Source organism: Kitasatospora sp. NPDC023176 (assembly GCF_055560495.1).
The window spans coordinates 1-18,588 of the sequence record NZ_JBVHIP010000055.1 but is presented as its reverse complement, the minus strand read 5'-3'; the positions used below and the strand labels follow the sequence as shown (position 1 = coordinate 18,588).

The window sequence follows — 18,588 nt, the reverse complement described above, 5'->3', positions numbered from 1 at the left end:
ATGTTTCGATGGGAAGATCGCCGGGAAAGCAGGCCGATGACCAGCCTGTGATGGTGACCGTGCGTCATCCGGCGAGTGGTTGCGGGCGTTTCGGCGCCGTCCGGCACTTTCGGGCCAAAGGTCCAATGTGTCCGAATATGTACACTATTCGTAATGGCTTGGTGCCAGGGAGTGAATCCCGGCCTCAATACCAGAGCTCGGCTTGACTGGGCCAGAGTGACGCAACTGTAATTTCACTCGTGTCGTCAGCCGCACGAGGCAACGGCAACCACGGGGACGCCAAGTAGGGGCAGAGGAGGCGCGCCACATGAGCGAGCTCTTTGAGCTGTTGATCGGGGATGGCATCACGGAGGAAGAGGAGGAACTCGGTTGGCAGGAGCGCGCGTTGTGCGCACAGACCGACCCGGAGTCCTTCTTCCCCGAGAAGGGTGGCTCGACCCGCGAGGCCAAGAAGGTCTGCCTCGCCTGCGAGGTCCGCTCGGAATGCCTGGAGTACGCCCTCGCCAATGACGAGCGGTTCGGCATCTGGGGCGGCCTCTCCGAGCGCGAGCGCCGTCGGCTCAAGAAGAGCGCGGTCTGACCGGGCTGACCCCCGGCCCCCGCTGACCCTCCGCCGGCGGCGGACGGTCGCCAAGCTGTACGAGCGCCTCACCGCGACGGTGGGGCGCTTTCGTGCTCCCGGGACGGCCTCCGCCCGTCCCGACCCCGCTTCTTCACCGCCTCCGCACCGGCACCGGGCACGAGGCGGCCATCCGGAGCCGTTAGTGTGGTGCGCCATCCGGTTGCCGTTCACCGGCTGTGTCCACCGAGAACTGGGGCCCGCGCACTCGATGACCGTCTACAGCCACCAGAGCGGCTTCACCGCTTCCAGGCCGCCCGCCTACCCGCGCCACCTGGTCACCGCGGTGATCGTCTCGCACGACGGCGCCCGCTGGCTGCCGCAGGCCCTGGCCGGCCTGCTCGGCCAGGACCGCCAGGTGCAGCGGATCCTCGCGGTCGACACCGGATCCACCGACAACTCCCCGCAGCTGCTCGCCGACACCCTGGAGGACTGGCTGCCCGAGAGCGGCCCGCTGGTGCTCGGCCGCCGGGCCGGCTTCGGCACCGCCGTCGCCGAGGCCGTCTTCAACAGCCCGCCGCTGCGCCCGGAGGACCTCCCGTACCGGCTCGACCCCTCCGGCTACGACCCGGTCACCGGCGGCTGGGACGACTTCGGCGACCCGCTCGCCCAGGAGGACGACCTCGGCCGCGGCGGCCCGCGCGAGACCCAGCCGGTCGAGTGGCTCTGGCTGCTGCACGACGACTGCGAGCCGCAGACCGACGCGCTGCGCCGCCTGCTCCAGGTCGCCGACTCCACCCCCAGCGCCGGCGTGGTCGGCCCCAAGCTGCGCAGCTGGTACGACCGCCGCCAGCTGCTGGAGGTCGGCGTCACCATCGCCCACTCCGGCCGCCGCTGGACCGGCCTGGACCGCCGCGAGCAGGACCAGGGCCAGCACGACCAGGTCCGCCCGGTGCTCGCCGTCTCCAGCGCGGGCATGCTGGTGCGCCGGGACGTCTTCGAGGAGCTCGGCGGCTTCGACAAGGCCCTCCCGCTGATGCGGGACGACACCGACTTCTGCTGGCGGGTCAACGCCGCCGGCCACCGCGTGGTGGTCGCCCCCGACGCCGTGCTGCGGCACGCCGAGGCGGCCAGCCGCGAGCGCCGCGCGATCGACTGCGGCCCCTCCCACCCGCACCGGGTGGACAAGGCCGGCGCCGTCTACTCCCTGCTCGCCAACTGCAGGGGCGCGCTCTTCCCGTACGTGCTGCTGCGCCTGGTGCTCGGCACCCTGGTGCGGGCCGTCACCAACCTGCTCGGCAAGGATCCGCGCCAGGCGGTCGACGAACTGGCCGGTCTCGGCCACGAACTCGTCCGCCTCCCACGGCTGTTGGCCGCGCGCAAGCGCCGGGCCCGGACGCGCGCGGCGGACGCCCTGGACGACCGCACGCTCTTCCCGGCCCCCGGCGCCACCACCCGGCTGGCCGTCGAGGGCGTCATCGGCTCGCTCGGGATAGGAGGCGGCGACGACTCCGGCAGCCGGCACGGCTCGGTCGAGGCCGGCGGGGACGAGGACGGCGAGGACCTCGTCGTCGAGCAGTTCGCGCTGATCAAGAAGCTGGCCCGGCGCCCCGCGCCGGTGCTGTTCGCCGCCCTGCTGGTGTTCGCCCTGATCGCCTGCCGCGGCCTGTTCGGCAGCGGTGAGCTGTTCGGCGGCGCGCTGCTGCCCGCCGCCGACGGCGCGGGCGGCCTCTGGGCGATGTACGCGGACGCCTGGCACCCGATCGGCACCGGCTCCACCGCCGCCGCACCGCCGTACCTCGGCGTGCTCGCGGTGCTCTCCTGGCTGCTGTTCGGCCACGCCGACCTCGCGCTCACCCTGCTGGTCGTGCTCACCGTCCCGCTGGCCGCGGTCAGCGCCTACCTGGTGTCCCGGCCGCTGCTGGACTCCAAGCTGGTCCGCGCCTGGGCCAGCGCCACCTACGCGCTGCTGCCCGCCGCCACCGGCGCGCTCGCCCAGGGCCGGATCGGCACCGCCGTGCTCGCCGTGCTGCTGCCGCCGCTGGCCCGCGCCGCCGCGATCTCGGCCGGCCTCGGCATCCGCCGGGAGAGCGCCGCCAAGGGCGCCCGGCCCGGTTGGCGGCCGGTCTGGATGACCGTCCTGCTGCTCACCCTGGCCACCGCCTTCGTGCCGCTGACCTGGGCGCTCGCCGTGCCGCTGTGCCTGGCGATGCTGCTCTTCGCGGTGCTGCGCGGCGGCGCCCTGGGCTCCGGCGGCACCGCGCTGCGGCTGCTCGGCCTGCGCGTCCTGGTGATCCTCGCGGTGCCCGTCGCGGTGCTCGCCCCCTGGTCGCTGAAGGTGCTGTCGCACCCCCAGTTGCTGCTGCTGGAGGCCGGGCTGCCCGGTCTGCACGGCGCCGGGGCGAGCGCGGCCGGCCTGCTGCTGGTCAACCCGGGCGGTGCCGGGGTGCCGCCGGTCTGGCTGTCCGCCGGTGTCGTCCTCGCCGCGCTGGCCGCGCTGCTGCGCGCCGACCGGCGCCGCGCGGTGCTCGCCGCCTGGGGCGCGGCCGGTGCCGGACTGGTCTTCGCGGTCGTGGTGGCGGGCACCTCCGTCACCCCGGCCTCCGGCGGCCAGCCGGTGCCCGCCTGGGCCGGCCCGGCCACCCTGATCGCCGGGATCGCCCTGCTCGCCGCCGCCGCGATCGGCGCCGACGGCGCCAACGCCCGCGTCGCCGGGATCGCCTTCGGCTGGCGTCAGCCGGTGGCCGCTCTGGTGGTGGCCACCGCCGTGCTGGCCCCGCTGGGCACCGGCCTGTGGTGGGCGCTGACCGGCGCCGGCGGCCCGCTGCAGCGCTCCCAGGCCGACCAGGTGCCCGCCTTCATCGCCGAGGAGGCGGGCACCACCGACCGGTCCCGCACCCTCGTCGTCACCGGCCAGAAGGGCGCCGTCCGCTACACCGTGGTGCGCGGCTCCGGACTGACCCTCGGCCAGGCGGAGTCCACCGTCGACCCGGCCACCGGCACCCAGGACGGCCTGAACAGGATGGTCGGCAGCCTGCTGGCCGGCTCCGGCGCCGACCAGGCGAACGCCCTGGCCGGCTACGGCATCGCCTACGTGCTGGTCGAGCGGCAGGCCATCGACGCCTTCAAGGACGTCCTGGACACCACCCCCGGCCTGGTCAAGGCCAACCAGGAGGGCGAGACCGCGCTCTGGCAGGTCAACGGCGCCCCCGCGGTGCGCGCGGTGATCACCGCCCCGGGCACCAACCCGGTGGTCGTCCCCGCCGGGGCCCGCGACCTCGCCACCACCGTCCCGGCCGGTCCGGACGGCCGGGTGCTACGGCTCGCCGAGTCCGCCGCCCCCGAGTGGAAGGCCACCGTGGACGGCACCGCCCTGGAGTCCGTCACGGTCGACGGCTGGGCACAGGGCTTCAAGCTCCCGGCCGCCGGCGGCAAGCTGAGCGTCACCCGGGAGGGCAGCCTCGCCCACACCGGCTGGATCTGGGCCCAGGTCGTGATCGGCCTCAGCATCCTGGTGCTGGCCCTGCCCGGCCGCCGCAACCACAACGACGACGACCTGCCCGAGGAGGTGCTGGCCGCCGCCGCGCTGGCCGCCGCCACCCAGGCGCAGGCTCCCGCCCCCGGCAGCCGCCGGGCCCGCCGGATGGCCGAGCGCGGCGAGGGCGGCGAGCCCGGCGCCGAGGAGGCCGGGGTGTACGAGGGCCGGCCGGGTGCGATCCCGGCGCAGCCGACCGGCGAGCCGGTGGCCGGGGCGGTCCAGGCGGCCGCCGCCGTCCAGGACGCCGAGCCGTACACCGACCCGTACCAGACGTACCAGCAGGCCGACCCGTACAGCTACGACCAGTACGCGGCCCAGCAGCCGGCGGCCGCGCCGTACGGCAACCAGGGGTACGACGGCCAGGGCTACGACGGCCACGGGTACGACGGGCAGCAGCAGGGCTACCCCCAGCAGGGCTACGAGCAGTACCCGCAGGAGCAGTACGGCTACGACCCCTACCAGCAGCAGGGCGGCCAGCCGCAGCAGACCTGGCTGCCGGGCCAGCAGCAGGGTGAGCCGTACTACGACCCCAACGAACCGGGCGGCCCCGGGAATTACCGTCCGCACCAGCACGGATCGGGGAGCTGACCCGCGATGAAGAAGCCCGCTTTCAGGAAGAAGTCCGGCGCCGGGGCCGAGCAGCCCTTCGAGTCCGCCGCCGCCGAGCCGGTCGAGGCCGCTGAGCCCGCCCGTTTGGCGGGGAAGGGCTCCGCGCGGTCCGCCGGGAAGACCACCCAGTCGCTGCTGGCTGCGGCCGTGGTGCTGGCGGCCGTGTTCGGGATCGCCGAGTCGCGCCCGCCGGCCAGCCCGGCCAAGGCCGACGGCGGGGCCGCCCCGAGCAGCGCCCAGGTCGAGCGGACGGCCGCGGTCTGCCCGCAGCCGTTCCAGGGCCTGACCGGCTCGACCACGTTCACCGCCTACACCCCGCCCGGCACCGGCTCGGCCACCGGCGGCGCCGGCTGGCTCGCCGAGCAGTCCGCCCCCGCCGTCCCGCCGACCACGGCCCCCTCGGCCCCCGGGACCCCCGCCGCGAGCGGGACGCCGAGCGCGGCCCCGAGCGGCTCCGGCGCCCCGGCCACCCCGGCCCCGGACAAGAACGCCGCGCCCGCCGACGCCAAGCTGACCGTCACCAAGCCCGGCACCCCGGCCACCGGCCCGGCCGGCAACGGCGACAACGCGCCCGGCACCGGGGCGGTCGCCAACGGCGCGCTCGCCCCCGGCTTCACCGTCACCCAGACCACCGTGGTCACCGAGCAGCGCGGCATGGGCCTGTCCGGCCTCACCTGCACCCCGGAGGGCACCAGCTTCTGGTTCGCCGGGGCCAGCACGGCCGGCGACCGGGTCGACTACGTCAGCCTGGTCAACCCCGAGTCCTCCGCCGCCGTGGTCGACATCAAGATGTACGGCGACAAGGGCCTGATCGACAACGACGCCGCCAACGGCATCACCGTCGCCCCCGGCAGCTCGCAGTCCGTCCTGCTGTCGACCCTCAGCAAGGGCGCCGTCAACGACTTGGCCGTGAACGTGGTGGTGCGCTCCGGCCGGATCGGCGCCGCGCTGCACGCCGCCGACGGCAACAAGGGCGCCGACTGGATCCCCGCCTCCGCCGACCCGGCCCCCACCCAGGTGATGGCCGGCCTGCCCGCCGACACCGCCGCGGCCCACCTGGTGGTCTGGGCGCCGCCGGAGGACGACGCCGACCTGAAGATCCAGCTCTCCGGCAAGAACGGCTGGTTCACCCCGGCCGGCAACGAGTCGATCCACGTCAAGGCGGGCATGGTGGCCTCCGTCGACCTCGGCAAGGTCACCCGGGACGAGGTCGCCGGGCTGCGGCTGTCACCCAGCGACGACAAGCACCCCACCAAGGTCGTGGCCGGCCTGCGGGTCGACCGCACCGGCGGCAACGGCAAGAGCGACGCGGCCTGGCTCAGCGGCAGCGCCCCGGTCGGCGCCCGGGCCACCGTCGCCGACAACCGGGCCGGCGCCTCCACGCTGTTCCTGACCTCCGCCGGCGACGCCGCCACCGTCAAGGTCACCGCCTCGGCCGGCAGCGGCGGCGGCACCCCGGCGACCAAGGAGGTCCAGATCCCGGCCGGCGGCACGGTCGCCATCCCGGCACCCGAGCCCGCCGGGCTGAACGGCGTCTTCGCGCTCACCGTGGAGACCGAGTCCGGCGGCCCGGTGGTCGCCGCCCGGATGCTCGCCATCCCCACCAAGGACGTGCCGATGTTCACCGTCCAGGCGCTGCGCGACGACCACAGCACCGTCCAGGTCCCGCAGGCCACCCAGGACCCGGGCGTCGTCCTGCGCTGAGCACACCTCCCGGGGGCCCGCGGGCCCCCGGGAGGTCAGTCCTCGTCGTAGCGCGGGTCGATGGCGTCCGGCGACAGCCCCAGCAGCTCGGCCACCTGCTCGATCAGGATCTCGTGCACCAGCGCGGCCCGGTCCTCCCGGGTCTTCGCCCGGATCTCCACCGGCCGCCGGTACACCACGATCTGGCTCTTGTGCCCCTTCTGGCCCGGCAGCACCCGGCCCAGCGGCACGCCGTCCTCGCTGTCGGCGCCGGCCGCCTCGTGCAGCGGCACCTCCTGCACGGCGAACTCCACCTCGATCAGCTGCGGCCACCGCCGCTCCAGCCGCTCCACCGACTCGCGCACGTAGTCGTCGAACAGTTCGGAGCGGGTGAGCGAGATCGGCACCTGGGGCGGCGCCAGCGGACCGCGCAGCCCCCTGCCGTGCCGGTCGCGGTGCCGGGGGCGGCGCGAGGGGCCTGTCGATGACTGCGGTGCGGAGCTGTCCATATCACTGCCGAGAGTAGTCCTTGGCGGGTCGGAAGTGGACCACTCCGACGGGGGAATCGCCGGGGTGGCGGCGCGTGCCCGGACAGCCGGAGCGAGCCGGCCGGAGCGAGCCGGGCAGTGCGCCGGGGGGCGGGCCCGGGGGTGCCGGCCGCGACACGGCACCCCCCGCCGGACAGGCGGTCTTCGCTCCCCGGCGGGGAGTGCGGTACCGTCCACCCTCGTGAGCTCTGTACGTCGTTGTTCGCGGACCGCGTGCGGCCGACCGGCCGTCGCGACGCTGACGTACGTCTACGCGGATTCCACCGCCGTACTGGGCCCGCTCGCCACCTACGCCGAGCCGCACTGCTACGACCTGTGCGCCGAGCACGCCGAGCGGCTCACCGCCCCGCGCGGCTGGGAGGTCGTCCGGCTCGCCGCCGAGGCCGGGCCGCTGCGCCGCAGCAGCGACGACCTGGAAGCCCTCGCCAACGCCGTCCGCGAGGCCGCCCGCCCGCAGACCCCCCGTCAGGGCCGCGGCCCTGACGGCGAATCCACCGAGGGCGGCCGCCGCGGCCACCTGCGGGTCCTGCGCTCGCCCGACAACTGAGGACTCGCCCCGTACGGTGCGTTCGCCCGGCCCGGGTACGCTGCCCGTCTGACGTCACCGTGACCCGTCGACCGGGCGGGCGGGTGGCCCGACGTATCGACAGCAGAGAACCAGGGTGGAGCCGCAGTGCGCGACCTCAAGCAGCTCGTGAAGGCGTACGACGTCCGAGGCGTCGTCCCGGACCAGTGGGACGAGAGCCTGTCCCGGGCCTTCGGCGCCGCGTTCGTGCAGGTCACCGGCGCGTCCGCGATCGTGGTCGGGCACGACATGCGCCCCTCCTCCCCGTCGCTGAGCCGGGCCTTCGCCGAGGGCGCGGCGGCCTACGGCGCCGACGTGGTCGAGATCGGCCTGTGCTCGACCGACCAGCTCTACTACGCCAGCGGCAAGCTCGACCTGCCCGGCGCGATGTTCACCGCCAGCCACAACCCGGCCCAGTACAACGGCATCAAGCTCTGCCGGGCCGGCGCCGCCCCGGTCGGCCAGGACACCGGCCTGTCCGAGATCCGCGAGCTGGTCGAGTCCTGGACCGCCGAGGACGACACCGTCACCGTCCCGGCCAAGGACGTGCAGCCCGGCGCGCTCTCCGCGCAGGAGACCCTGCGCGGCTACGCCGACCACCTGCTGGGCCTGGTCGACCTCACCGCGATCCGCCCGCTGAAGGTCGCCGTGGACGCCGGCAACGGCATGGGCGGCCACACCGTGCCGACCGTCTTCGACGGCCTGCCGATCGAGCTCGTCCCGATGTACTTCGAGCTGGACGGCACCTTCCCCAACCACGAGGCCAACCCGCTCGACCCGAAGAACCTGGTCGACCTCCAGGCCAAGGTCCGCGAGGTCGGCGCCGACCTCGGCCTGGCCTTCGACGGCGACGCCGACCGCTGCTTCGTCGTCGACGAGCGCGGCGAGCCGGTCTCCCCGTCCGCGATCACCGCGCTGGTCGCCGCCCGCGAGATCGCCCGCGCCCAGGCCGCCGGCGAGGCCGAGCCGACGATCATCCACAACCTGATCACCTCCTGGACCGTCCCCGAGGTGGTCCGCGAGCTCGGCGCCACCCCGGTGCGCACCCGGGTCGGCCACTCCTTCATCAAGCAGGAGATGGCCGTCACCGACGCCGTCTTCGGCGGCGAGCACTCCGCGCACTACTACTTCCGCGACTTCTGGCGCGCCGACACCGGCATGCTGGCCGCGCTGCACGTGCTGGCCGCGCTCGGCGGGCAGCAGCGCACCCTGTCCGAGCTGACCGCCGAGTACGACCGCTACGCCGCCTCCGGCGAGATCAACAGCACCGTCGCCGACCAGGCCGCCAGCACCGCCGCCGTCCGTGCCGCCTACGCCGGCCTGGAGGGCACCACCGTGGACGAGCTGGACGGCCTCACCGTGGCCGGCCCGGACTGGTGGTTCAACCTGCGCGCCTCCAACACCGAGCCGCTGCTGCGGCTCAACGTCGAGGCCAAGGACCCGGCGAGGATGGCCGAGCTGCGCGACGGCGTGCTCGCGATCGTCCGCGCCTGACCGAAGCGCGCGGTGCCCCGGCCGGTAGGGTTGCCTATCGGCCGGGGCACCTCCGTGCCACCCCCGAACCTTGGAGAAGCCCCCATGAAGCTCGAATCCTTCCTGCTGGAGATCCTGGTCTGCCCGCAGTGCCGGGCCGCGCTCACCGAGGGCGGCACCGAGGAGCACCCCGAACTGGTCTGCGCCGGCGCGGACTGCGGCCTCGCGTACCCGGTCCGCGAGGGCATTCCGGTTCTCCTGGTGGACGAGGCCCGCCGCCCGGCCTGATCCTTGGGGGCCGACAGCCCCACCCGCGCCCGCCGACCACAGGACAGCCGGAGGCCCGCCGCATGCTCGACGACACCCTGCTCGACGACCCGGCCGCCCTCCAGCGCGCCGACCACGACCGCGCCCTGCTGGCCCTGGCCGGCGCCGGCGCCCGGGTCCGCACCGCGCTGCGGCAGGCCGACACGGCCGGCCTCGACCGGCTGCGCCCGGACGGCCGCCCGCGCGCCGTGCTCGTCGCCGGGCACGGCAGCGCCCTGACGGCCGCCGAGATCCTCGCCACGCTGGCCGGCTCCGCCGTCCTGGTCGCCCCGCTGCCGCCGACCGAGGCCGCCGCCCCGCGCGCCGACCGGGCCGGCGCCCCGCCCGTCCTCACCGCCGGACTCGGCTGGCAGCTGCCCGGCTGGGCCGGCCCGCTCGACCTGCTGGTGGTCAGCTCCGCCGACGGCGGCGAGCAGGGCCTGATCGGCCTCGCCGAGCAGGCCTACGCGCGCGGTTGCGCCGTCGTCGTCACCGCCCCGGCCGGCAGCCCGCTGGCCGAGGCCGCGCTGCAGGTGCGCGCGCTGCCGCTGCCGTACGTCACCGCGGCGCTGCCCGAGGAGGGCCCGTCCGCCGCGCCCGCCGCCGAGCCGGACCTCCCGGCCGAGGACCCCGCCGCGCTGTGGTCCCACCTGACCCCGCTGCTGGCGCTCGCCCAGAAGCTCGGCCTCACCCAGCTGCCGTACGACGCGCTGCCCGCCGTCGCCGACCTGCTGGACGCCACCGCCGTGCGCTGCCGCCCGGACGCCGCCGCGTACACCAACCCGGCCAAGGGGCTGGCCGCGCGGCTGGCCGGGACCGTCCCGCTGCTGTGGGCCGAGGGCCCGGTCGCCGGGGCCGCCGTCTCCCGGTTCGCCGCCCAGCTGGCCGACCGGGCCGGCCGCCCGGCGCTGGCCGGCCCGCTGCCGCAGGTGCTCACCGCCCACCGCGGCATGTTCACCGGCCAGTTGGGCGCGGGCGCGGACCCGGACGACTTTTTCCGCGACCGGGTCGAGGAGCCCGACCCGCTGCACCTCCAGGTGCTGCTGCTGCGGCACGTCCCCGGCACCGGCACGTCGGAGGAGCAGGACGGCCCCGCCGAGGTGACCGAGGACGACGAGCGGCCGCGCAGCTTCGGCGCGAACCGCGCGCACCGGCTGGCCGCCGCCCACGACGTACGGCTGACCGAGTACGCGAGCACCCGTCCGGACCCGCTGCACGCGCTGGCCGACCTGATCGCGCTGACCGACTTCGCCGCCGTCTACCTGGGGCTCGCCGCGGCGCAGTCCTGAGGCCGCTGGGGCCGGTCCGACACTTCGCGCGCCTGGCGGGAATTGTCGGACCCGCCCTAGTCTCAGCCCATGAGCGCAGAGGGCGGGACGAAGGCACTGGTGGCGGCGTTGTCCGCGAACCTGGCGATCGCGGCGGCCAAGTTCACGGCCTTCGGGTTCACCGGCTCCTCCTCGATGCTGGCCGAGGGCGTGCACTCGGTGGCGGACTCCGGCAACCAGGTGCTGCTGCTGATCGGCGGCAAGCGGGCGCGCCGGGCGGCGGACGAGGAGCACCCGTTCGGGTACGGGCGCGAGCGCTACATCTACGGCTTCCTGGTGGCGATCGTGCTGTTCAGCGTCGGTGGCCTGTTCGCGGTCTACGAGGGCTGGCACAAGGTCAACCACCCCGAGGCGCTGGACTCCTGGGGCTGGGCGGTGGGTGTGCTGTTCTTCGCCGTCGCGATGGAGGGCTGGTCCTTCCGCACCGCGGTGCGGGAGTCCGTCCGGGCCAAGGGCGCCCAGGGCTGGGTGCAGTACATCCGTACCGCCAAGGCGCCGGAGCTGCCGGTGGTGCTGTTGGAGGACGCCGGCGCGCTGATCGGCCTGGTGTTCGCGCTGTTCGGCGTCTCGCTCACCGTGATCACCGGCAACGGCGTCTGGGACGGCGTCGGCACGCTGTGCATCGGCGTCCTGCTGGTGGTGATCGCGGTGGTGCTCGCGCTGGAGACCAAGTCGCTGCTGCTCGGGGAGTCCGCCGACAAGGAGTCGGTGCGGCGGATCCGCGCCGCGCTGGTGGACGGCGAGGCGGTCACCGGGGTGATCCACATGCGCACCCTGCACCTCGGCCCGGAGGAACTGCTGGTTGCCGCCAAGATCGCCGTCAACGCGCGGGACAGCGCCGAGCGGGTGGCGCGGGCCATCGACGCCGCCGAGGAGCGGGTGCGCGCCGCCGTGCCGATCGCGCGGGCGATCTACCTGGAGCCCGACGTCTACAGCGCCGAGAAGGCCGCCGCAGGCGAGGACCCGGCCGCCACCCCGGGCGGGCCCGGCCCGGACGCGGCGCACTGACGGGCCGTCCTCCCCGGAGCTTCCGGGGGTGGGTCCCGGTCGAGCGGCGGTCGGATCCGGCGCTGGAAATCGGTCATCCGCGGACGGCCGGTGGGGCGGCCGGTGTAGATTCGTCACCAGAGCCAGAACGTCGCTGCTGATGGCGGTCGATCGGCGGCCCGCACCCGTAGGGTGTGCGCCGGTCGAGGGAGAGAGGTCCTCCGGCGGTTTGTGCTGCGCAGCGGGGAACCGGTCCGTCACCACGGACCAGGTCGCCCCGGCGTAGCCGTGCACCCGTACGGCCCGCCATGCGCACCGCACATCCGGACCTTGGCCATGCCCCACCCCATCAGCGAGGAGCAGACGCATGTCGACCGACATCACCGGTGACTTCAAGGTCGCCGACCTTTCCCTGGCGCCGTTCGGCCGCAAGGAGATCCAGCTGGCCGAGCACGAGATGCCCGGCCTGATGTCCATCCGCGCCGAGTACGCCGAGGCGCAGCCGCTGGCCGGCGCCCGGATCACCGGCTCGCTGCACATGACCGTCCAGACCGCGGTGCTGATCGAGACCCTCACGGCGCTCGGTGCCGAGGTCCGCTGGTGCTCCTGCAACATCTTCTCCACCCAGGACCACGCCGCCGCGGCCATCGCCGTCGGCCCGGAGGGCACCCCGGAGAACCCGCAGGGCGTGCCGGTCTTCGCCTGGAAGGGCGAGACCCTGGAGGAGTACTGGTGGTGCACCGAGCAGGCGCTGACCTGGCCTGACGGCAAGACCCCGAACATGATCCTGGACGACGGCGGCGACGCCACCCTGCTGATCCACAAGGGCGTCGAGTTCGAGAAGGCCGGTGCCGCTCCGGACCCGTCCACCGCGGACAACGACGAGTTCCGGATCATCCTCGAGCTGCTCAACCGCACCCTCAAGGACACCCCGAACAAGTGGACCGAGGTCGCGGCCACCATCAAGGGTGTGACCGAGGAGACCACCACCGGTGTCCACCGCCTGTACGAGATGCACCGTGACGGCCAGCTGCTGTTCCCGGCGATCAACGTCAACGACTCGGTCACCAAGTCGAAGTTCGACAACAAGTACGGCTGCCGCCACTCGCTCATCGACGGCATCAACCGCGCCACCGACGTCCTGATCGGCGGCAAGGTCGCCGTCGTCTGCGGTTACGGCGACGTCGGCAAGGGCTGCGCCGAGTCGCTGCGCGGCCAGGGCGCCCGCGTCATCGTCACCGAGATCGACCCGATCTGCGCCCTCCAGGCCGCGATGGACGGCTACCAGGTCGCCACCCTGGACGACGTGGTCGAGACCGCCGACATCTTCATCACGACCACGGGCAACAAGGACATCATCATGGCCTCCCACATGGCCCGGATGAAGCACCAGGCCATCGTCGGCAACATCGGCCACTTCGACAACGAGATCGACATGGCCGGCCTGGCCAAGCTCGACGGCGTCGTGAAGACCGAGGTCAAGCCGCAGGTCCACGAGTGGCGCAAGGCCGACGGCCGCACCATCATCGTCCTCTCCGAGGGCCGCCTGCTGAACCTGGGCAACGCGACCGGCCACCCGTCCTTCGTGATGTCCAACTCCTTCGCGAACCAGACGATCGCCCAGATCGAGCTGTTCACGAAGACCGAGGAGTACCCGATCGGCGTCTACGTGCTGCCGAAGCACCTGGACGAGAAGGTCGCCCGACTGCACCTGGACGCGCTGGGCGTGAAGCTCACCACCCTGACCCAGGAGCAGGCCGACTACATCGGCGTTCCGGTCGAGGGCCCGTACAAGGCGGAGCAGTACCGCTACTGATGCGGTGATGTCTCCGACGCCGGTGGCCGGCACCCCTGGGCGGGGTGCCGGCCACCGGCGCGTCCGGGCTCAGCGGAGGTTGCTGGTCGTCCAGGTGCTCTCGTCAGCGCCCGTGACGTGCACCAGGTCCAGCAGGCCCGGCAGGCCGCCGAACCGGTCGAGCCGGGGCAGGACGGCGGGAGCCGTGGTCACGCAGACCTGTAGGCCGGCCTCGCTCCGGCACCGCTGGGTGGGCGGAAAGTCCCTCGGGTCACTCGCCGGGGACGCCGTGACCGTGACCGTCCCGCCCTCGACCGCCAGGACGATCTGCGCCGACCAGGGCGCCGGGCCGGTGGAGCGGACCACGGATGCCGAGTCCGGCCGGACAGCCGCCGGCAGCCCGCTCAGCCAGAGCGGCATCGGGACGTCCCGGCTTCCGCCCGTGACGGACTCCGCGATCCTGATGAGGTCCTCGTCGGGGATGGCCGCCGAGGAGACGTGCGTCGTGTTGATCTGCGCCCACCGGCCGTCGGCGGTCTGCCACCGGAGGACCCGGCTGCTCCGGTCGTAGCGGGGATCCGTCGGATGCTCGACCCAGTACGCCGTCTGCCCGTTGATCGGGGCGGCCGGGACCTTCGCCTCGTCCGGGTGGGTTCCGAGGACGGGCTCGGGGCCGGGGGCGCGCAGGGTGACCTGGAGGCGGCGCATGTTCGGGTTCGGTTCCTCGGCAACGAGGTTGGAACCGAAGGAGCCGGCGCTGAAGCTGAGACCGTGCTCGCGGTCCACCCAGTCGGGCAGCCAGCCGACCTTCAGCTCGTCGGTGAGCAGCGGGGTGCCGTCGATGGCGTTCGCGGTGGGGGACGGGACCGGGGTGGCCGCGACGGAGGCCGGCGGCACGGTGGGCACCGCGTTCCCGGCCCTGGGCAGCAGGGCCGTGAAGCCGACCGTGAGCGCCGTCGCGGCGGCCACCGCGCCGATCGCGGCCCCCTGCCGGGCGCGCAGTCGGGCGCGGCCCCGGGCGATGGACGTGGCGGCGTCGAAGGCCGGCGGCGGGGCCGGTTCTTCGGCCAAGTCCCTGAGCTGGAACATGAGTTCTGTGTTTTCGAGGTTGTTCATGAGGTCTTCTCCGCGACCGCGGGAACGGGAACGAGACTGCGGCGCAGGGCGTCCAGGGCGCGTGAGCTCTGGCTCTTCACGTTGCCGGAGGAACAGCCCAGGGCCTCGGCGGCCTGGTCGATCGAGAGGTCGCAGTAGTAGCGCAGGACGACGGTGGCCCGCTGTCGGGGCGGCAGGTCGGCCAGGGCTCTGCGCAGGTCGAGCGAGACGTCCAGGTCGAGGGTCGCGGCCGCGGTCTCCGGTGGGACGCCGGTGCGGATCGTCCGGCGCCACCAGGAGGTGCGCTGCTCGGCGAGGAAGGTGTTGACCAGCGTGCGGCGGGCGTAGCCGTCGATGTTGTCCGTCCGGCTCGCCCTCGACCAGTGCACATACAGCTTGGTGATGGTCTCCTGCACCAGGTCGTCGGCCCGGTGCCAGTCCCCGCACAGCAGATAGGCGACCTTGCGCAGCCAGCCGCCCCTGGAGGTCACGTACTCCGTGAACTCCGCGTCGCGCGTCTGCTTCGCCATCCGCACCCCCTCTCGTCGTCCGGACGGCGTCTCTCCCGCGCCGTCCCACCCTCTAATGCGGGGACCGGCCCCGAATGTTGCACGGGACGACGATGCGTAGGCTTCGGGCATGCCCAACGGCCGGTACTCGCTCCATGACACCCACGACCACCTGCTGCTCGGCGAGGAGCGCTTCAGCTGCGCGCCCGGGGCGGCCGGGTGGCGGTACGTCTCCAAGACCTACGCGCCGGACGGCCGGGTGCTCGGCAGCGTCGACCTGACGCTGGACTCGCGGGCCCGGCCGCTGCGGATGGAGCTGCGGGCCGGGGGCTGGCAGGTGCGCGGCGGCGCGGTGGACGGGGTCGCCTGGGTGCGCACCGACGCGGCCGACCCGGGTGGCGAGCACACGGTGGAGGGCCACGACCGGGCGCACGGTTTCGCCGGGCGCTCGCCGGGCTTCCTGGTCGCCACCGCCCGGATGCTGCGGCTGCGGGAGGGCGCGAGCGCGCGGGTGCGGCTGGTGGCGTTCAGCGAGCCGGTGCTGGCGCCGCGCACCTTCGACCAGGGGTGGCTGCTGGAGGGTGTGGACACCCATGAGACGGACTCGGGGCCGCTGCTGGTCGAGCGGTACCAGGTGGCGGACCTGGAGACGGGGGAGCAGCAGGTCGTGCACCTGGCGGGGGACGTGGTGCTGGCGGCGGGGGGGATCGAGCTGGAGGAACTGGCGTCGCCGCCGAACGCCTGGTCGGTGGGGGAGGAGTAGCGGGGCAGGCCCTTCCGGTGGCTCGGGCTCCGCCGGGTTGGGCTCAGATTGGCGGGCCTCGGCGGGTGGGGGGCCAGGCGGGCGGGGTTCAGGCGGGCGGGGTTCAGGCGGGCGGGGCGAAGCCGGCGTCGGGGGCGGGGGCGGGGGCGGGGGCGGGCGCCGGTGCTGGGGGCTGTGCGGGCTTGACGAAGGACGGTGCGGCGGGAGCGGCCGGGGCCGGTGCGACGGGGGCGACGGCTGCGGGCGCGGGAGCGGCGGGTACGCCGAGGATGCGGTGGGGCCGGCCGTCGGCGGTGACGGAGGGGGCCGCCATCGGGTGCGGGGCGGGCATCGGGTGCGGGGCGGGCATCGAGTGCGGTACGGCCATCGGGTGTGGGGCGGGCGTCCAGACGGGGGCCGAGGCCGCGAACCGCTGCTGGGCGCGCATCCACTCCCGGCGCTGGCGTTCGGTGAGGACCGCGCCCAGGTAGGCGGCCGGGTGCAGTCCGGGCGGCACCGGGTTCCCGATCCGGGCGGACAGGTCGTCGGCCAGCCCGGTGGCCATCCGGAACGTCACGCCCGGCTCCAACTGGCCTATCCGGCTCAGCAGTTGGCGGATCGCGAGCCAGAGCGCCTCGGGCACCGCGGACAGGTCCATCGCGACCAGTTCGCGGCCCATGTCGTGCAGCAGCTGCGGGTGGACCGGCGGCAGCGGCCCGGCCGTGCCGACCCCGCCCGGGGTGCGCTCGCGGATCACCACCGTCCCCGCGAAGATGTCGCCGAGCCGCTTGCCGTCCGAGTTCAGCGCGGAGGTGATCACGGCCGGGGCGCCGGTGATCGCGATCAGTTCGAAGAAGCCCACCAGCCCGCGGACCAGCGAGTGCCGGAACCGGACCGGTCCGCCGTCGGTGCGCACCACCCGCAGGCCGAGCGCGGCCTTGCCGGCCGACCGTCCGTTGCTGAGGGTCTCGATCATCACCGGCAGGCCGACCAGGTAGAACACCGTCATCCCGAGCATGGTGGCCGCCAGTGCCGCACTGTCGAGGTCGGACAGGGCCACGCTCATCACCAGCATGGACACGAACAGAGCGGCGAACTCGATGAGCAGGTCGAGCACGATGGCCAGCGCCCTGCTCGGAAGCTTTGCCGTCTGCAGGTCGAGGACGACCGCCTCACCCGTCACCAGGTCGCTCAAGACACCTGTCCGTTCACGCTCATGCGGGAGGTGGGAGTGCGGTTGGACCGGCCCCCACTGCCCGCTCTCCGCAGTCTGATCCGCAGCCGCCAACATACGGCGCCCGGTGGGCGCACGGGAAGTGAGATCCCGACGGCCGGGGCGGCGGCGGCTCCTGGCATGCTGGGCCCGCACGTGTCCGCACGTACCTGCCCGACCGCGCACGCGCGCCTCGCGCCATCGCCGACCATGGAGCCGCCGCATGGACCTGGACGTCTTCGTCGCAACCCACCAGGGGGAGTGGGCCCGGCTGGACGCCCTCGCCCGCAGGCGCCGCCTCAGCGGCGAGGAGGCCGACGAGCTGGTCACGCTGTACCAGCGCGTCACCGGCCACCTCGCCAAGGTCCAGGCCGCCGCGCCGGACCCCGCCCTGGTCAGCCGGCTGACCAGCCTGGTCTCGCGGGCCCGCAGCGCGGTGACCGGCGCCCGCACCAACGGCTGGCAGGACGTCGCCCGCTACTACACGGTGAGCTTCCCGGCCGCGCTCTACCGCGCCCGCCGCTGGTGGGTGCCGGTCGCGGCCGTCTCGATGGTCGCCACCGTGCTGCTCGCCTGGTGGATGGCCACCCACCCCGAGGTCCGCAACAGCCTCATCACCCCGGACGACCTGCGGGAGATGACCCGCCCCGGCGGACAGTACGAGGCGTACTACTCGGACCGCCCGGCCAGCTCCTTCGCGGCCCAGGTCTGGACGAACAACGCCTGGGTCGCCGTGCAGTGCCTGCTCTTCGGGATCGCCCTGGGCATTCCGGTGCTCCTGGTGATGTGGACCAACGTGGTCAACCTCGGGGTCGGCATCGGGCTGATGGCCTCCGCCGGGCGGCTCGACGTCTTCCTCGGCCTGCTCATCCCGCACGGCCTGCTGGAGCTGACCGCGGTCTTCGTGGCCGGCGGCTTCGGCCTGCGCCTCGGCTGGACCGTCATCGACCCCGGCCCGCGCACCCGCGCGGTGGCGCTGGCCGAGCAGGGCCGCTCGATCATCGGAATGGCGATCGGCCTGGCGACGGTCCTGGCGGTCTCCGGCGTGCTCGAAGCCTTCGTGACGCCGTCCGGCCTGCCGACCTGGGCGCGCATTTCCATCGGCGTCCTGGCCGAGGTGGCCTTCCTCCTCTACGCACTGGTGCTGGGGCGGAAGGCCGCGGCGAGCGGAGAGTTCGGCGATGTGGACGCGGCCGACCGGGCGGACCTCCAACCCGTCGCCGCCTGAGTCGATGTGATCAACAGGCCGTTGACCTGCTAGTCTTCTCGCATCCCGGCCAAACCATTGACGTGGTGAGGGTGGGCTAGTAGGTTTCAACGGTTGGGACTGACTGGACAACGGTCGGATCCAGGCGTTAGTGTCTACGACACCGCCGAAATCGAGGCGAGCGTGTTTCATGAAATGCGCATCCTCCGATGAAGCAAATCCCACGGACGGAACACTCCGAAAGCTTTGATAGGCTTCGGAACGAAGTTCGCAGGAAATCCCGCCAGCGGGAATCGGATGAATGAAACTCCGGAAAACGGAGCGGAAAACATCTGGTAAGCTGGAAACACGAAAGAACGAAGCGCCCGGAGGGCCCGCTGGAAGGCGGCTCGAAGGAAGTGTCCGTTCCTTGAGAACTCAACAGCGTGCCA

Annotated in this window: 15 protein-coding genes; 11 read left to right on the top strand and 4 right to left on the bottom strand. The window is 73.7% G+C overall.

What is annotated here, in order from left to right; translation table 11 throughout:
• The first annotated feature begins 307 nt into the window (after positions 1 to 307).
• The 3 genes from ACZ3YL_RS39645 (at position 308) to ACZ3YL_RS39635 (ending at position 6,410) form a co-directional block, all read left to right on the top strand.
• A complete protein-coding gene (locus tag ACZ3YL_RS39645) occupies positions 308 to 580 on the top strand; it encodes a WhiB family transcriptional regulator (protein ID WP_045702141.1) in 273 nt (90 codons plus the stop codon).
• 250 nt (positions 581 to 830) lie between these two features.
• Positions 831 to 4,685 (top strand): glycosyltransferase family 2 protein, encoded by a 3,855-nt coding sequence (locus ACZ3YL_RS39640; protein WP_465662456.1) that lies wholly within the window; start codon positions 831 to 833, stop codon positions 4,683 to 4,685.
• 6 nt (positions 4,686 to 4,691) lie between these two features.
• Positions 4,692 to 6,410 carry a DUF5719 family protein gene (locus tag ACZ3YL_RS39635; RefSeq protein ID WP_465662454.1) on the top strand — a complete coding sequence of 573 codons (1,719 nt, stop codon included), beginning with the start codon at positions 4,692 to 4,694 and terminating at the stop codon, positions 6,408 to 6,410.
• A 35-nt stretch (positions 6,411 to 6,445) separates the two neighbouring features.
• On the opposite strand, the gene ACZ3YL_RS39630 is transcribed toward ACZ3YL_RS39635, so the two are convergent.
• Positions 6,446 to 6,898 carry a metallopeptidase family protein gene (locus tag ACZ3YL_RS39630; protein ID WP_188307375.1) on the bottom strand — a complete coding sequence of 151 codons (453 nt, stop codon included), beginning with the start codon at positions 6,896 to 6,898 and terminating at the stop codon, positions 6,446 to 6,448.
• Positions 6,899 to 7,118: 220 nt separating this feature from the next.
• On the opposite strand from ACZ3YL_RS39630, the gene ACZ3YL_RS39625 reads away from it, so the two are divergent.
• The 6 genes from ACZ3YL_RS39625 (at position 7,119) to ahcY (ending at position 13,412) form a co-directional block, all read left to right on the top strand.
• On the top strand, positions 7,119 to 7,484 hold the full coding sequence (locus ACZ3YL_RS39625; protein WP_188307376.1) for a DUF3499 domain-containing protein: 366 nt from the start codon (positions 7,119 to 7,121) through the stop codon (positions 7,482 to 7,484).
• A 126-nt stretch (positions 7,485 to 7,610) separates the two neighbouring features.
• Positions 7,611 to 8,996: a phosphomannomutase/phosphoglucomutase gene (locus tag ACZ3YL_RS39620; RefSeq protein WP_188307377.1), complete on the top strand. Its 1,386-nt coding sequence runs from the start codon at positions 7,611 to 7,613 to the stop codon at positions 8,994 to 8,996.
• Between the two features lie 84 nt (positions 8,997 to 9,080).
• Complete coding sequence (locus tag ACZ3YL_RS39615; RefSeq protein ID WP_188307378.1) at positions 9,081 to 9,263, top strand: Trm112 family protein; 183 nt, start codon at positions 9,081 to 9,083, stop codon at positions 9,261 to 9,263.
• 62 nt (positions 9,264 to 9,325) lie between these two features.
• Positions 9,326 to 10,570, top strand: a complete 1,245-nt coding sequence (locus ACZ3YL_RS39610) for an SIS domain-containing protein (protein ID WP_465662451.1) — start codon at positions 9,326 to 9,328, stop codon at positions 10,568 to 10,570.
• Positions 10,571 to 10,639: 69 nt separating this feature from the next.
• Positions 10,640 to 11,617 carry a cation diffusion facilitator family transporter gene (locus ACZ3YL_RS39605; RefSeq protein ID WP_188307260.1) on the top strand — a complete coding sequence of 326 codons (978 nt, stop codon included), beginning with the start codon at positions 10,640 to 10,642 and terminating at the stop codon, positions 11,615 to 11,617.
• Between the two features lie 346 nt (positions 11,618 to 11,963).
• Positions 11,964 to 13,412, top strand: coding sequence for an adenosylhomocysteinase (gene ahcY / locus ACZ3YL_RS39600; protein ID WP_188307259.1), 1,449 nt, complete (start codon positions 11,964 to 11,966; stop codon positions 13,410 to 13,412).
• A 69-nt stretch (positions 13,413 to 13,481) separates the two neighbouring features.
• Here the strand turns inward: ahcY and ACZ3YL_RS39595 are convergent, their stop codons facing one another.
• Positions 13,482 to 14,507, bottom strand: coding sequence for a hypothetical protein (locus ACZ3YL_RS39595; RefSeq protein WP_188307258.1), 1,026 nt, complete (start codon positions 14,505 to 14,507; stop codon positions 13,482 to 13,484).
• Positions 14,504 to 15,016, bottom strand: a complete 513-nt coding sequence (locus ACZ3YL_RS39590; protein WP_188307257.1) for a SigE family RNA polymerase sigma factor — start codon at positions 15,014 to 15,016, stop codon at positions 14,504 to 14,506. The genes ACZ3YL_RS39595 and ACZ3YL_RS39590 overlap by 4 nt, the downstream gene beginning before the upstream one ends.
• Positions 15,017 to 15,125: 109 nt before the next feature.
• On the opposite strand from ACZ3YL_RS39590, the gene ACZ3YL_RS39585 reads away from it, so the two are divergent.
• Positions 15,126 to 15,758, top strand: coding sequence for a hypothetical protein (locus ACZ3YL_RS39585; RefSeq protein ID WP_188307256.1), 633 nt, complete (start codon positions 15,126 to 15,128; stop codon positions 15,756 to 15,758).
• 103 nt (positions 15,759 to 15,861) lie between these two features.
• Here ACZ3YL_RS39585 and ACZ3YL_RS39580 read toward each other — a convergent pair whose 3' ends face one another.
• Positions 15,862 to 16,932: an RDD family protein gene (locus ACZ3YL_RS39580; protein WP_465662448.1), complete on the bottom strand. Its 1,071-nt coding sequence runs from the start codon at positions 16,930 to 16,932 to the stop codon at positions 15,862 to 15,864.
• Positions 16,933 to 17,173: 241 nt separating this feature from the next.
• Between ACZ3YL_RS39580 and ACZ3YL_RS39575 the strand changes: the two genes are divergently transcribed.
• Positions 17,174 to 18,178, top strand: coding sequence for a stage II sporulation protein M (locus tag ACZ3YL_RS39575; protein ID WP_188307912.1), 1,005 nt, complete (start codon positions 17,174 to 17,176; stop codon positions 18,176 to 18,178).
• The last annotated feature ends 410 nt before the right edge of the window (positions 18,179 to 18,588 follow it).